This is a genomic window from Streptomyces sp. ME19-01-6, from assembly GCF_033793745.1.
Taxonomy (GTDB): Bacteria; Actinomycetota; Actinomycetes; order Streptomycetales; family Streptomycetaceae; genus Streptomyces.
On the sequence record NZ_JARAXF010000005.1, the window covers coordinates 472,251 to 486,394 of the forward strand.

Annotated in this window: 8 protein-coding genes, 2 tRNA genes and 2 pseudogenes; 6 read left to right on the plus strand and 6 right to left on the minus strand. The window is 71.4% G+C overall.

All coding sequences use genetic code 11. The features are described from left to right. Positions 1 to 52 precede the first annotated feature (52 nt). The 3 genes from PV419_RS15565 to PV419_RS15575 all read left to right on the plus strand — a co-directional run bounded on the left by PV419_RS15565 (position 53) and on the right by PV419_RS15575 (position 3,416). Complete coding sequence (locus PV419_RS15565; RefSeq protein ID WP_319688978.1) at positions 53 to 931, plus strand: DUF1906 domain-containing protein; 879 nt, start codon at positions 53 to 55, stop codon at positions 929 to 931. A 162-nt stretch (positions 932 to 1,093) separates the two neighbouring features. Beyond that, on the plus strand, positions 1,094 to 1,624 hold the full coding sequence (locus tag PV419_RS15570) for a SigE family RNA polymerase sigma factor (RefSeq protein ID WP_319688980.1): 531 nt from the start codon (positions 1,094 to 1,096) through the stop codon (positions 1,622 to 1,624). Between the two features lie 139 nt (positions 1,625 to 1,763). After that, complete coding sequence (locus PV419_RS15575) at positions 1,764 to 3,416, plus strand: long-chain fatty acid--CoA ligase (RefSeq protein ID WP_319688982.1); 1,653 nt, start codon at positions 1,764 to 1,766, stop codon at positions 3,414 to 3,416. Positions 3,417 to 3,550: 134 nt separating this feature from the next. Here the strand turns inward: PV419_RS15575 and PV419_RS15580 are convergent. The 3 genes and pseudogenes from PV419_RS15580 to PV419_RS15595 all read right to left on the minus strand — a co-directional run. Next, positions 3,551 to 4,141: pseudogene (locus tag PV419_RS15580) on the minus strand (hypothetical protein); the annotation flags it as partial. A 206-nt stretch (positions 4,142 to 4,347) separates the two neighbouring features. Then, positions 4,348 to 8,943 carry a PAS domain-containing protein gene (locus PV419_RS15590; protein ID WP_319688984.1) on the minus strand — a complete coding sequence of 1,532 codons (4,596 nt, stop codon included), beginning with the start codon at positions 8,941 to 8,943 and terminating at the stop codon, positions 4,348 to 4,350. 224 nt (positions 8,944 to 9,167) lie between these two features. Continuing rightward, entirely contained in the window at positions 9,168 to 9,617 is a 450-nt protein-coding gene (locus PV419_RS15595) for an SSI family serine proteinase inhibitor (RefSeq protein WP_319688986.1), read from the minus strand. 206 nt (positions 9,618 to 9,823) lie between these two features. Between PV419_RS15595 and PV419_RS15600 the strand changes: the two genes are divergently transcribed. Both PV419_RS15600 and PV419_RS15605 read left to right on the plus strand, forming a co-directional pair. Continuing rightward, positions 9,824 to 9,914, plus strand: a tRNA-Ser gene (locus PV419_RS15600). A gap of 322 nt (positions 9,915 to 10,236) precedes the next feature. Beyond that, positions 10,237 to 10,309 (plus strand) — tRNA-Arg (locus PV419_RS15605). Positions 10,310 to 10,400: 91 nt separating this feature from the next. Here PV419_RS15605 and PV419_RS15610 read toward each other — a convergent pair. The 3 genes and pseudogenes from PV419_RS15610 to PV419_RS15625 form a co-directional block, all read right to left on the minus strand. Next, positions 10,401 to 10,535, minus strand: coding sequence for a hypothetical protein (locus PV419_RS15610; RefSeq protein WP_319688988.1), 135 nt, complete (start codon positions 10,533 to 10,535; stop codon positions 10,401 to 10,403). Between the two features lie 732 nt (positions 10,536 to 11,267). After that, positions 11,268 to 11,510 (minus strand): hypothetical protein, encoded by a 243-nt coding sequence (locus PV419_RS15615; protein ID WP_319688990.1) that lies wholly within the window; start codon positions 11,508 to 11,510, stop codon positions 11,268 to 11,270. An 835-nt stretch (positions 11,511 to 12,345) separates the two neighbouring features. Next, positions 12,346 to 12,977, minus strand: a pseudogene (locus tag PV419_RS15625) (DUF1062 domain-containing protein). Positions 12,978 to 13,306: 329 nt separating this feature from the next. Between PV419_RS15625 and PV419_RS15630 the strand changes: the two are divergent. Beyond that, positions 13,307 to 14,065 (plus strand): hypothetical protein, encoded by a 759-nt coding sequence (locus tag PV419_RS15630; RefSeq protein WP_319689097.1) that lies wholly within the window; start codon positions 13,307 to 13,309, stop codon positions 14,063 to 14,065. The last annotated feature ends 79 nt before the right edge of the window (positions 14,066 to 14,144 follow it).

The following is a 14,144-nucleotide window of genomic DNA, read 5'->3' on the forward strand; positions in this document are numbered from 1 at the left end:
ACCGCGCGCGTGTCTGCGGGCCCGGTCCCCCACCGGCACTTTGACTCCTCATATGGACCGAAGAAAGAAGATCAGATGGAAGATCGTCGGATGTGCGATCGGCCTGTCCGCGACGCTGGCCACGCTGATCGTCGGCGCCCCTTCCGCCGCCTCTTCCTCGGCGGCGGCCCCCGCCTCCTCCTCGGCAGCCCTCCCCGACCCCCGGCCGCTGGGCGCCAAGGTCTTCCAGGGCTGGGCCCTCGACACCTGTCATGCCCCCTCGCTCGAAACCCTGCGCGCCTGGAGCGGCTCCCGGTACCGCGCGGTCGGCGTCTACTACGGCGGCCGTGGCCGGGCCTGCCCGAGCCAGCCGAACCTCACCGTCTCCTGGATGCGGGGGACCCGCGACATCGGCTGGCGGGTGCTGCCCATCTACGTCGGCTCCCAGTCCCCCTGCGTCCGCAACACGAACAAGAAGCACGTCACCATCGGCGGCAAGCCCTCGTCGCAGGGGCGCACGGAAGGCAAGGACGCGGTCAAGCGCGCCAAGGCGCTGGCCATCAAGAAGCGCAGCGCGCTCTATCTCGACATGGAGGCGTACGACCAGACGCGCACCAGCTGTGCCAAGACCACCCTCTCCTTCATCCGTAGCTGGTGCCGCGAAGTGCGCTCGCACGGCTATTTCCCGGGCTTCTACAGCAGCGCGGAGTCGGGGGTGCTGCATGTGGAGAAGGCCCGCGAGGCCGGCAAGCACGACCTCCCCTCCGTGATGTGGTTCGCGCGGTGGAGCGGGAAGGCGTCGCTGTCCGGTGAACCGGTCCTGCCCAAGAGCGCCTGGCATCCGCACCGCCGTATCCACCAGTACGTGGGCAATGTCACCGAGAAGCACGGCGGCCGGACCCTGCACATCGACCGCAACAAGGTCGACGCACCTGTGGCGATCATCGACTGACTCCTCGGCCCCACCACCCCTGGGGCACAACCCTGATGTCTTCTCCGCCACCCCTCCGCCCGCAGGAGGTGGTGCCGGCCCTACCCCTACAACCTGAGGCTGAGGCGGCTTCGGCACTTACGGCCGATCCCCGGCCCGCGGCCCGCTCCTAGCGTGGGAGGTATGACCACGAGTGTGTGCAACGGCGCGTCCACCGCCGCGTTCCCGTGCTTCGCGTCGTATGTGCGGGCGCGGGGGCCGGTGCTGCTGCGCACCGCCCGCGCGCTGAGCGCGAACGCCTGGGACGCGGAGGACCTGCTACAGACCGCGCTGACCAAGACGTATCTGGCGTGGGAGCGGATAGAGGACCACAACGCGTTGGACGGGTATGTCCGCCGGGCGCTGGTGAACACGCGGACCTCGCAGTGGCGTAAGCGCAAGGTTGACGAGTTCATGTGCGAGGAGCTGCCCGAGCCGGATCCGGTCCCCGTTCCGGACCCCGCCGAGCAGCAGGTGTTGCGGGACGCGATGTGGCGCGCGGTGCTGCGGCTGCCGGACCGGCAGCGGGCCATGGTCGTCCTCAGGTATTACGAGGACCTGAGTGAGGCTCAGACGGCCGAGGTGCTGGGTGTGTCCGTGGGCACGGTCAAGAGCGCCGTCTCGCGCGCCCTCGGCAAACTGCGCGAGGACCCGGCCCTCACCCGGGCTGCCTGAGCCGCCTGCCTGAGCCGCCTGTCTGAGTCAGGGGAGCGAGTCCTGTGTGGTGACCACCGGGTAGTGACATACCGCCCGGTCAGCTGCACAATCGGCGGACACCTTGACCCGCGCGTAACCGGAACCCTTGGAGGCCCCGGTGCTCAGCACGATGCAGGACGTACCGCTGACCGTGACCCGCATCCTTGTCCATGGGACGCTCGCGCACGGCAAGGCTCAGGTCATCACCTGGACAGGTGACGGTGAGCCGCAGCGCCGTACCTTCTACGACGTGGGCCAGCGGTCCATCCAGCTCGCGAACGCCCTGCACGACGAGCTTGGCGTCGAAGAGGGCCAGGTCGTGGGCTCGCTCATGTGGAACAACAGTGAACACCTGGAGGCGTATCTGGCGGTGCCCTCGATGGGCGCCGTGCTGCACACCCTCAATCTGCGCCTGCCCGCCACCCAGCTGACCTGGGTCGTCAATCACGCCGCCGACCGCGTGATCATCGTCAACGGCTCGCTGCTGCCGCTGCTCGCCCCGCTGCTGCCGGGGCTGAAGTCCGTCGAGCACGTGGTCGTCGCCGGGCCGGGAGACCGCTCCGTGCTGGACGGCTGCCGGGCCACCGTCCACGACTACGAGGAGCTGATCGAGGGCCGTCCTCTGCGCTACCCCTGGCCCGTCACCGACGAGCGCCGGGCCGCGGCGCTGTGCTACACCTCCGGCACGACCGGCGACCCCAAGGGTGTGGCCTACAGCCACCGTTCGATCTATCTGCACTCGATGCAGATCAACAGCGTCGAGGGCTTCGGCATGTCCGCCAAGGAGACGGTGTTGCCCGTGGTGCCGATGTTCCACGCCAATGCGTGGGGTGCCGCGCACGCCGCCTTCATGTCGGGCGCCTCCATCCTGATGCCCGACCGCTTTCTGCAGCCCGCACCGCTCGCCGACATGATCGAAGCGGTCCGGCCCACCGTCAGCGCCGCCGTCCCCACCATCTGGCAGGGGCTGCTGGCCGAGCTCGACGCGAAGCCGCGAGACGTGTCCAGTCTGCGCCAGGTCTACATCGGCGGGGCGGCCTGCCCACCATCCTTGATGAAGGCGTTCGAGGAGCGGCACGGCATCCGGGTCGTGCACGCCTGGGGCATGACGGAGCTCTCGCCGCTCGGGTCCGTGGCCCATCCGCCCGCTGGTCTCACGGCGGAGGAGGAGTGGCCGTACCGGGTGTCCCAGGGCCGGTTCCCGGCCTCGGTGGAGTACCGGCTGACCTCGGCCGACGGCGAGATCGTGCCCTGCGACGGCACGTCGGTGGGCGAGCTGGAGGTACGCGGCCCGTGGATCGCGAGCGCGTACTACGGCGGGGCGGAGGGCGAGCCCTTCCGCCCGGAGGACAAGTTCACGGCGGACGGCTGGCTGAAGACCGGCGATGTCGGCGCCATCACGGCGGACGGCTTCCTGACGCTGACGGACCGGGCCAAGGACGTCATCAAGTCGGGCGGTGAATGGATTTCGTCGGTGGAGCTGGAGAACCACCTGATGGCCCATCCCGACGTCGCCGAGGCGGCGGTGGTGGCCGTGCCGGACGAGAAGTGGGGGGAGCGCCCCCTGGCGACGGTGGTGCTCAAGGACGGCTCCGGCGTCGGCTACGAGGCGCTCCGGGCGTTTCTCGCGGAGCGGATCGCGCATTGGCAGCTTCCGGAGCGCTGGGCGCTGATCGAGGAGGTGCCGAAGACGAGCGTCGGGAAGTTCGACAAGAAGGTCATCCGCAGGCGGTACGCGGACGGCGAGCTGGAAGTGACACAGCTGACCTGACCTGACCTGACCTGGCCTGACCTGACCTGACCTGATCTGGCTTGGCCTGACCTGAACGTAACGAAGCTCGGACGGCCGGCGGGGGCGCGGACGACCAGCCGCGCCCCCGGGAAGCCGTCGTGCGCCCGAAGCGGTCAGCGCGTACCGGCGGCCCGGCCGGGGCGTCCGGCGGCCCCCAGCCAGCCCAGGCCCAGCCAGCAGGCGGCGACGGCGCACACCCCGCCCCAGCCCCAGTGCCCGAACGCCGGCGCCGCGAGCGCGGAGGTGGCCGCTCCGCCGATGAACGCGGCCACGATGTAAGCGGTGTTGGCCGTGGCCGGGGAGGTGGTCGCGGTCAGGGCCCGGGTCTGGTTGGCCACCTGTCCCGCCATCAGCCCCGCGTGCAGCAGAACCGCCGCCGCGCACAGCGCCCAGATCCACGAGCCGCCGAGCCAGAACAGCGGTACGGAGACGGCGGCGAGCACGTACGCGAAGCCGACCACCCGGGACACCCCGAACCGGTCCACCAGCCCGCCGGCCAGCGGTCCCACTGCGCTCGCGGTCAGTCCGAAGAGGCCGAACAGCCCGGCCGTGCCCGTGGACATCCCGTAACCGGGCCCGGTGAGCAGCAAGGCCAGTGCCGTCCACAGGGCGCTCCACGCCCCGTACATCCCGGCCTGCCGCAGGCATGCGTTCCGCAACTCGGAGGAGGCGGCCAGCACCCGAGGCACCCGCGCGATGCGCCGGGCGCGGGTGCGGGCTCCGGTCAGCGCGCTGGCGGGCTGGCCCGTCGCCGTGTCGCAGTTCCGCAATCTGCTCGTCGGCGAGACGGAGGAGGACGCGGCACAGCTGCGCGAATCGCTCCGTACGGCCGTCCGCCGCCTCACCGGCACGGACGGGTCATAACGCCGCCCGCCGGCCAGGCCGGGGCGGCGGCTACGGCGGCACGGACTCAGTTGTTCCCGATCTTGGCCAGCAGATCCACGATCCGCCCCTGCACCTCCGCGCTCGTCGAACGCTCTGCGAGGAACAGCACGGTCTCGCCCGAGCTCAGCCGTGACAGGTTGGCCGGATCGATGTCAGCGGAGGTGTAGACGACCAGCGGGGTGCGGTTGAGCAGCCCGTTCCCGCGCAGCCAGTCCACGATCCCGGCCCGGCGGCGGCGCACCTGCATCAGGTCCATCACCACCAGGTTCGGCCGCATCTGCGCGGCGAGCGTCACCGCGTCCGCGTCCGTAGCCGCCCTCGCGACCTGCATGCCGCGCCGCTCCAGCGTCGCCGTCAGCGCCTCGGAGATCGGCTGGTGCTCCTCGATCAGCAGGACCCGCGGCGGGTGCTGCTCGCTGTCGCGCGGGGCGAGCGCCTTGAACAGGACGGCCGGGTCGGCGCCGTACGCCGCCTCGCGCGACGCCTGGCCGAGCCCCGACGTCACCAGTACCGGCACCTCGGCGGCGACCGCCGCGGTACGCAGCGACTGCAGCGCGGTACGGGTGATCGGCCCGGTCAGCGGGTCGACGAACAGCGCGGCCGGGTACGCCGCGATCTGCGCGTCCACCTCCTCGCGCGAGTGCACGATCACCGGCCGGTAGCCGCGGTCGCTGAGCGCCTGCTGCGTGGACATGTCCGGCGCGGGCCAGACGAGCAGGCGGCGCGGGTTGTCCAGGGGCTCGGGCGGCAGTTCGTCGTCGGGCGGCGGGGTGTGGTCGTCGACGACCTCGATGGCGCCGTTCGGCCCGTCCAACGGCTCCGGGCCCTCGGCGCCCTCGTCGGGCGCGCCGATCGCGAAGGCGCGGCCCGCGCTCTGGGGCGAGGCGGGGCGGTGCGGCCCCGGCCCCGATCCCGGCCCCGGCTGGGGGCGCGGCTGGGCGCCGGGGGCGCCGGGGGCTCCAGGGTGCGGTTGGCCTCCGGGATGCGGCGGCTGCGCGCGGCCGGCCGGCTCGAGCTCGGCCGAGGCGGCCTGGTTCGCGGGGTCGGGCCGGGCCGCCAGCTTGCGCCGCCTGCCGGCCCCGGCCGTGGCCGTGCCGCCGGACGGCGTCTGGGGCTGAGCCTGCGGGTGCTGCGGGTGGTGCTCCGAGGCCTGCTGCGCGAACGGCACGCCCTGCCCCAGGGTCCGCACGCTGATCGCGCGCCCCTGCGAGGCTTCGGGGCCCGGCGCGGGCTCGGCGGCGGGCAACTGCTGCGGCCGGCGCTGGGGCTGGGGCTGGGGCTGTACGGGGCCGCCCGGCCAGGGACCCGGCTGCGGTGCGCCCTCTTCCAAGGCGGGCATCCCGCCGGGCCCCGGCTCCTCGTCGGCCAACGGCCGCCGGGCCCGGCGCCGCCCGGTCGGCTGCGGGGCGTCGTCCGTGTCGTCCGCGTTGTACGCGTCGTACGGACCCTCGTCCGCGTCGTACGGGCCGTCGGGCGCGGCTTGGCCGCTCTGGGGTTGGTTCCAGTCGTTCTGCTGCTGTTCGGGGGTGCGGGCGGCGGGGAGGGCGGGCATGGCCGATCCGCCCTGGGCGGCCGGGGGTGCGTCGGGGCCGGGAGCGGCCGGCCATCCGCCGGACCGCAACCCGGCGTTGGGCGGTACGGGTCCGCCTCGTACGGCGAGACCGCCGCCCCTGCTCGGTACGGGCGCGCCGCCTTGGGCGGCCTGAGTGCCGTGCGCGCCTTGGGCGCCGTGCCCGCCTTGGGCGCCTGGGGCGGCGCCTCCGCGTGGGTCCCGTGCGCCGTGCTGCGCGGGGACAAGCCCCACGGGCCCGAGCTCCGGGGGCAGCGCGGACTGCGGGTCCCGGTCGGCCGCCGCGGGCGGCAGCGCGAACGGGGACCGGCCGCCCACGGGGTCGCTCGCGGGCTGTGACTGGGGCTGGGGTTGCGGCTGCGCCTCGTCGGCCTCGGCCCGCCCGGGCGCTTCGGCGAGCGCGCGCCGGGCCCGCCGCCGTCCGGCGGGCTGGGCGGCGGGCAGAGCAGGGGGCAGCGGGCCGGGGCCCGCGTTCGCGCCGCTCTGGGGTTGGTTCCAGTCGTTCTGCTGCTGTTCGGGGGTGCGGGCGGCGGGGAGGGCGGGCATGGCCGATCCGCCCTGGGCGGCCGGGGGTGCGTCGGGGCCGGGAGCGGCGGGCCAGCCGCCGGTCGGCGGGGCGGCGTCGGCCGCCGCGGGCGGCAGCGCGAGGGCGGACCGCCCCTGTCCGGCCTCGGCCGGGGCCCCGCGGCGGGCGCGCCGCCCGGCCGGGGGCGACGGCTGCCCGGCCACGCCCTGGGGCGGCACCGGACCCATCGCGGGGGGCTGCGGACCGGCTTGGGGACCGGCTTGCGGATTGGCTTGCGGGCCGGCTTGCGGCGCGGCGCCGTGGGCATGGCGATGGGCCCCCGAACCCTGGCCGTCCGTATCGGCGTTCGCGCTCGCGGCCGTCGGCTGCTGCTCCTCGTCGGGGTGGCGGCGGGCGCGCCGGCGTCCGGTCGGCCGCGGCTGCTCGCCCTCGGCCGACTGCCCCGCGGCGGTGTCGTCGCCGTCGGGCGCGGGCGCCGCGGACGCCGGGGGCGCGGAACCGGCGCGCGCGCCGCGGTGACCGGCGCCCTGGGTGCTGGGCGTGCGCGGGTCGGCGCCGCGCGCGGGGGGCCGACCGTCCGTGCCCCCGTTGGTACCGCTTCCGTGGGGACTGGCGCCGCTCGTACCGGCACCGCTCGTACCGGCACCGCTCGTATCAGCCCCGTTCGTACCGGCCCCGTTGGTTCCGTTTCCGGCTCCGCCGGCCGGGCCGCGCCGCGCGCGCCGTCCCGTCGGCCCTGTCGGTGTCTGGCCGGTGCCCGTGCCGTTCGTCCCGGCCTGGCCGGCCGCGGAGCCCGCGCCGGTGTTCCCGGCGCCGGTGCCCCGGCCGGACGTACGCCCCGACGCCGCGGCGGCGCTCTCGGCCTCGCCCGCCTGGTCGGCGGCGGCCGCGGAGATCGGCACCTCGAGGACGTAGGCGTGCCCGCCCATGCCCGGCATCTCATGCGTCTGCAGCACGCCTCCGTGCCGCCGTACGATCCCGCGAACGATCGGCTCGTGTACGGGATCGCCGCCCGCGTACGGCCCGCGCACCTCGATCCGTACGACATCGCCGCGCTGCGCCGCCGCGACCACGATGGTCGAGTCGCCCGTCGCGCCGCCCGGGCCCGCGGCCGCCTTGCCGGTGGAGTCGACCCCGGCCACGTCCGCGATCAGGTGCGCCAGCGCCTGCGCCAACCGCTCCGCGTCCACCTCGGCCTCGATCGGCGGCGCGTGCACGGCGAACTGCGCCCGCCCGGGGCCGATCAGCTCGACCGCGCCCTCGACGCCGGCCGCGACGACCTCGTCCATCGAGACCGCGTGCCGGGTGAATTCCTCGCCGCCCGAGTCGAGTCGCTGGTAGCTCAGGACGTTGTCCACCAGCGTGGTCATCCGGGTGTACCCGGCGGCGAGGTGGTGCAGGATCTGGTTGGCCTCGGGCCACAGCTGCCCGGCCGGGTCGTCGGCGAGCACGCCGAGCTCACCGCGCAGCTCCAGCAGCGGGCCGCGCAGCGACTGCTCGAGGACGGCGAGCAGCTGGGCGTTGCGGGCGGCCAGCGCGTCGTACCGCTCGACGTGCGCTTCCCGCTCCCGGGCGAGCTGCGCGGTGAGCTCCTTCCGCTCCTTGGCCAGCTGCCCCGAAAGCTTCTCCCGCTCCTCCGTGTGCCGCGCGGTGAGCTTCTCCAGCTCCTTCGCGTGCTTGGCCGTGAGGCTCTTGACCTCCTCCGCGTGCTTCGACACGAGGGTTTCCTCGGGCCGCCGGTCGGTGAAGGTCATCACCGCGCCGACGAGCTGCTCCCCGTCCCGCACGGGCGCGGTCGTCAGGTCGACCGGGACCGGGCTGCCGTCCTTCGCCCACAGCACCTGGCCACGTACCCGGTGTTTACGGCCGGAGCGCAGGGTCTCGGTGAGCGGGGACTCCTCGTATGGGAGAGGGGAACCGTCCGGGCGCGAGTGGTGTACAAGAGGATGAAGCTCCTGACCGCCCAGGTCACTGGCCCGGTAGCCGAGGATCTGCGCCGCGGACGGGTTGACGAGGACCACCTTGCCCTCGGTGTCCACGCCGACCACACCCTCCGCCGCCGCGCGCAGGATCATCTCGGTCTGGCGCTGCTGGCGGGCGAGCTCGGCCTCGGTGTCGAGCGTCCCGGTCAGGTCACGCACGACGATCATCAGCAGTTCGTCGCCGGTGTAGCTGTACTGGTCGGCGTAAGGGGTCCGGCCGTCCTCCAGATTGGCGCTGGTGACCTCGACGGGGAACTGCATGCCGTCGGTGCGCCGCGCGATCATCCGCGTCGGCCTGGTGCGGCCGCCCTCCTGGTCGTCGCGGCGGCGCATTGAGCCCGGAATGCGATTGGAGTCGAAGGAGGGGAGAAGATCCAGCAGACCACGGCCGACCAGCGCCGTTCCCGGCACCTCGAAGGTCTCGAGCGCGATGTGGTTGGCGTTGACGACCGTGCCGTTGCAGTTGACCAGCAACAGGGCGTCGGGGAGGGCGTCGAGTATGGCTGCGAGGCGAGCAGCGCCTCGGGATGGCCTGCTGCTCACGACGACGCTTCCTCCCTGATGTACCGCACCTTGCCCGACACTCGCGGTCATTGTGCCGCCGCGTCCGTGGAGTGTCCTCAAGGGAGTCTACGGGCAGCGAGGGCGGACGCGACGGTAGATGAGAGGGAGGTCGCAGCACGACGTACGCGTCTCGGCGCACGCCCGGACAAACCTCCTACGCAGTTCTTCGGGCCGTTCCGTCCCAGTCCTGGCTAATCCGCAGGTCAGCTCCCAGGAAGGCGCAAAACAACGGAAAATCTGTCCCACCGGGCGATCTCGCACCCATTGACCCGCGAGAACCGCGCGTCCACCGGCCGCCCCGCCCAATGGCCGCGCAGCTGCGCGGTGGCCGGCCCTCCGTACTGCCCCGTGCACATCGCCCCGGGAGGCACGGGCGCGAACGGATCCCTGCCCCACACCGTCGCCGAGTCCAGCTGATCGCACGCCCGCTGCGCGGCCGGGTGTGTCCCTCCCGCGGGATGGCACGCCAGCGTGTACGTGACGGAGTCCGCGGCACCGCCGCTCCGCGACACGGTCACGATCAGGTGATCGGTGCTCCCCTCGTCATGCGGCAGAGGCAGCGGCACGGGCGCGGCCCAAGCGGTGGCGCTCATCGCGGTGACGGAGGCGGCCGCCGTGACGACGGCGACGGCAAGGCGGTGCAGCAGGGGCATCGGGGCGCTCCAGGTGTGATCGCGGCGGGGCGCGCTGCCCCTGCCCCTCTAACGCGCCGCCGTCGTGCGCGTTGCGCCGCCATAAGGGCTTTGCGATGCGCCCCGCCAGCCGAGTACCGTAGGCGGCGATTGGTGACATCCCCCTGGGCTGTGACATCATCTGCACACACCGCATCGCGCTCGCGCGAATATGCGTCGGTGTGCATGGAGGCTTCGCCTAGTCTGGTCTATGGCGCCGCACTGCTAATGCGGTTTGGGCCTTAAAGCCCATCGAGGGTTCAAATCCCTCAGCCTCCGCACTCACCGGAGCCCCGGCCCCACGGCCGGGGCTCCGCCGCGTTTCCCCCGCCCTCACATCACCCCCACCCGCCCCGTGGCCCTCGTCGCGGCCCACCCGGCCCCGCTGTGGTGATCACCGGGCACCCCCTCCCGTGAGCGTCAACGCTTCCCCTCGCCGTACGCGCCGACACTCTCCGCCCCGCCGATCTTCAGGATGGCCGCCAAAAGCGTGTTTCCCCAGCTCAGAGGGGGTGTGGGAAACGGATTTCACCTGACGCCGCAGGTCATGTAATGTTGTCCCCGCAACGCCGACCGGCAAGAAAGATCGCCGGGAAGCCAAGCGCTCGTAGCTTAACGGATAGAGCACTTGACTACGGATCAAGAGGTTGCAGGTTCGAATCCTGCCGAGCGCGCCCCAGCTCAGAGGCCCCTTCCAGTGATGGAAGGGGCCTCTGGCGTTACCGGTTGACGGCGGTCGTTGACGGCAACCGCCGTGCGCCTCAATCAGACGGCGACCAAGGCGCCGCCCGCGCCGTCATCGTCGTCCGGACCGTTGCCGTCACGCAGAGCATCGCCCAGGCGATCGAAGGCCGAGCGCTGCGAGCCGAGCCGGAGGAAGGTGTAAATGTCCATGATCATCCGGGCATCGGCCCGGCCGCCTTCTCATGCGGCAGCGACGCGCAGGTGTGCCGCTCACTCCACAGGCGGCCGACGCGGCCCGCACGATGGTCGATCGGTGGCGGCCGCCGAGGACGGTCGCGCCGATCGGCAAGGACCCGTACAACCTGGTGCTGGTAGAACCGGTGTTCCGCGGCCCGCAGGGCGGCGCCTTGACGCGCCACGACTTCAGGAGGGTCTATCCAGGCTGTGGGTGTCGCTCGGAAGGTCAAGAGCCCATAAGGCCGGCCGTATGGAGTGGTGGCCTCGGCCGCATGACTGGAGGCACGTGTTCGCGAGGGTCGAAGGTTACGCGGACCTACCAGTACAGCCCGGCGGATGTGGCGGCGAAGGTGCGGGCCGCCGCGGCGGTGCCGGCCTCCTTGCCCCAGACCCGGCCGGGACCACGTTCGTCGAGAGACCAGCCATGCCAGAGCGCGCTTTCCCGAACGCCGCCGATTCACCTCGGTGATCTCCTGGAGCAACACGGCCACCAACCGACAGCGTCAGACTCTCATCGGCATCGCCGAACAGCACCTCGAACAGGCCTTCGCGCAGGAGGACTTCGATCGCGGCGGGTCGGCGGTGGAGCGGGTGAGTGAAGGCAGAAGAGGCCAGAACGCGCGAAGGAGCGGTGCACGAACCGATACGGGTGGCACCGCCCCTTCGTACGTGCCTTCGTACGTCGTGCTCAGGTCTGACCGGTACCGCCGCTCAGGTCGTGTAGTAGAAGGCGTAGCGGCCGCCCGAACGCGGCTCACAGGTGAACGTGGTTATCGCACCCTGCTGGGCCAGAGTGTTCCCCTTGGTCAGGCACTTGCCCAGGCTGCTGTACACGGTCCCCTCGTACGGCAGGAGCGGACTGGCCGACGCCGTCCCGGCGCCGAACATGGACAGGCCCACGGCCGCTGCTATGGTGCCGACGACAAGCGTGGCCTTACGGGAAACGGGGTTCACTTTCTCTCCGCTCTTTTCGATGTCTGAGGTCAGATATTCCGGAATTACCGCGAGATCGCCCGATCGGGCTGAACGGGACATTCATGGAAGGTGCAGATAATGCGCGATCGGCTCCATCGGAAAGCGGGTTCTCGCCCTTCCGAGGGTATCTATCCAGATCAGAAGTCGACTTGCGCTGAGCTCTAGTGGCCTGGTCATTCAAGCCAACTCACGCTCTCGTCAATTAGTGGTAGAAAAACCCAAAGAGCCCGACGGGATGATCTTCCCGCTGTGCGCGCACGCTTGGAGTTCTTGCGCATGAAGTTGCCGTTAGCGGTTCGGATTGCAGTTGCATCCCTGCAGTGAGGGGCTTCTTGATTCGGGACATTGTCCGGCTAGCTCCTTGTGCTGCCGCCATGCGTCGGGTGGAAACTCAAAGGCCGACATCGCCCGAGGGGGCCATCACTGCGAGGTTAACAGGACTGACTTGTCATTAGGTGACATAATCCATGCATAATCTGTTCACCTGCCCGCCGAAGGGAAACAACAATACGGCGGCAGCTGGGCCGCACCGACGGTCGGCTGCACGGGCTGGCGGTCGACGGCAAGGTCGCCGGGCCCGACCTCCAAGCAGAGAGCGGCCGGGCCTACGCGCGTCCGCGATGCACAGCGGACCCGCGCGACGACCTGGGCGTGCGTCAGGAAACCGGGCAGGAAACGCGGCTGGGCTTTCCGGCCCGCCGATGTGGTGCCGCTGGAGGTCCGGAGGCTGAGTGCGCCGCCCTCGGTGGTGTGGTGGGCGGCGGAGGGGCGGAGGTACGCGTACGTCTGGGCGGCCTATGCCATGGTCGAAACGCTAGGTCCTGTCCGGCGATCGGATACTGCCGGACAGGCCCGGGGCCGGAAGGACCCAGCGCTTGAGCATGAAGGTGAAGTCGCCCGAGAGCTTGCCGCTCAGGCGGACTGTCGACACGAGCTTCCCCTCGGCCGGCAGTCTCTCGACCTCGGATCGCGAACAGCCGAAGCCTTCGGCGATCAGTCGCACCGGCCGCACAGGTATCCACGCCGCGAAGCGGACCGAGACCTGGCCAACACCGGCACAGGCGCCCACCGGCCGCGGTGTGCCCGGCGCGGCGGCGGACCGTACGGCGACTGCCAGGCCGGCCGCTCGGTTCGACCCGAGCCGCCCACGTCGCGGCGCCGTACGCCTGGGTCCTGGAGCAGTTCGGCTACCAGGTCGGGGTCGTTGTCGTGCAGCAGGTTCAGGAGCTCGGGTTGTACGGAACGCACATTCATCCGCTCCAGGACAGTGAGCTTGGTGGTGTCTCCGCACCCGGTGCACAGCGCGAGGAGCCAGGCGTTGAGGAGCTTGTGGTTCGCATTGACCCGGACTTTTCCGTTCGCCCGGAAGCGCCCGGAGGCGCACTTGTGGCAACGGGGGAGAACGATCGGCAGGAAGGTGGGCACGACCGCCCAGTTTTTGGACACAGAGTTACACCGGTTCCAGTGAGAAGACCGCAGCGAAAAGGGGCACGGCGCACATGTGCGACGCGCGACGGATCAGCGCTTGGGGGGTCTCACTTGGTGTACAACGGCACGTCCTTGACAGGGTGACTATGGGCAAAAGCACGGTAACGGCATACGGGAGTGCGGCTCCACTGGTTTTCGGGCCGGGTGGCGATGCTTGGCGGCGGGCGCCCGTACCACCCTCGGCCCACCGGATATGCGGTGACATCAGTCGGCTGGGGGCGTGGGTAGGGTTGGGATCTTCGGTTGGTGGAAGCCGCCCGGAGTCTCCTAGGGCTGTGCCGACAACGATGACCCTCGACGCTACTTCCACACGACGCCGACTCGACCGCGCTCTGGACTGCTTGGACGTCACCTTTCGAGGTATGACCGCCCGCAGCGACGAGACCCAGTGTGACTGCCACTGGGGCAGCGAAGAAGAGCTTGCGCTCTTGAAGGTCGCGGAGGTGGAACTCACCCCGGACCTTCTGCACCGCACCTGGAGTGCCCCGGACTGGAACGACCACGGGGCGGTGCTGCGCCGGATCCTGCCTCAATTCGCCAGGGCGCTGGTCAGCGGCCTCGCGGAGCCCATGTTCGGCATGGAGGAGGTCGGGCATACGTTCGCTCGTGGCCACTGGCAGCAGTGGCCCGGGAGCCAGAGAGCGGCGGTGTGGGAGTCCCTGCACGCCTGGTGGGGTCACAGCCTCACCGAGACGGATCCCGCTGTCCCCGTGTATGAGGTCCTCGCGCTGTGCGCCGAGGCATCGGCCACGCTCGGCCCGTGGCTCAGCACCTGGGAGGCACTCGATCACCCCGTTGCCGACCGGCACCTGGCCGAAGCGGCTGCTCACTGGGAGTACGACTTGCTGGGCGACCAACTTCCATGGGACACGCGGGAGAACGCGGATGTCCTGCGCACCGAGCTCGCGGCCTGGCTGGTCCGTCACGCCCCTGCACGGCTGCGAACGCGGAACGTCCCCGCGGAGCTGCTGCACCAAATACGGCTGATAGGAGTCACTGGTCCTGCTCGCTGGGAAGACCCGCACTGGCCCAACCACCGCTACTGAGCCGACTCACCGCGCCGTCCTCCCGAGTACCGGCTGCGTTCAGGCGGGCATGAGAGAGACGTGACCCCCACCTGCCCAC

Excerpts from the sequence above, each read along its gene's own strand:
- PV419_RS15565 (WP_319688978.1), top strand. The coding sequence starts at position 53 with ATGGACCGAAGAAAGAAGATCAGATGGAAGATCGTCGGATGTGCGATC.
- PV419_RS15570 (WP_319688980.1), top strand. The coding sequence starts at position 1,094 with ATGACCACGAGTGTGTGCAACGGCGCGTCCACCGCCGCGTTCCCGTGC.
- PV419_RS15595 (WP_319688986.1), bottom strand. The coding sequence starts at position 9,617 with ATGCCCCTGCTGCACCGCCTTGCCGTCGCCGTCGTCACGGCGGCCGCC.
- PV419_RS15610 (WP_319688988.1), bottom strand. The coding sequence starts at position 10,535 with ATGATCATGGACATTTACACCTTCCTCCGGCTCGGCTCGCAGCGCTCG.
- PV419_RS15630 (WP_319689097.1), top strand. The coding sequence starts at position 13,307 with ATGACCCTCGACGCTACTTCCACACGACGCCGACTCGACCGCGCTCTG.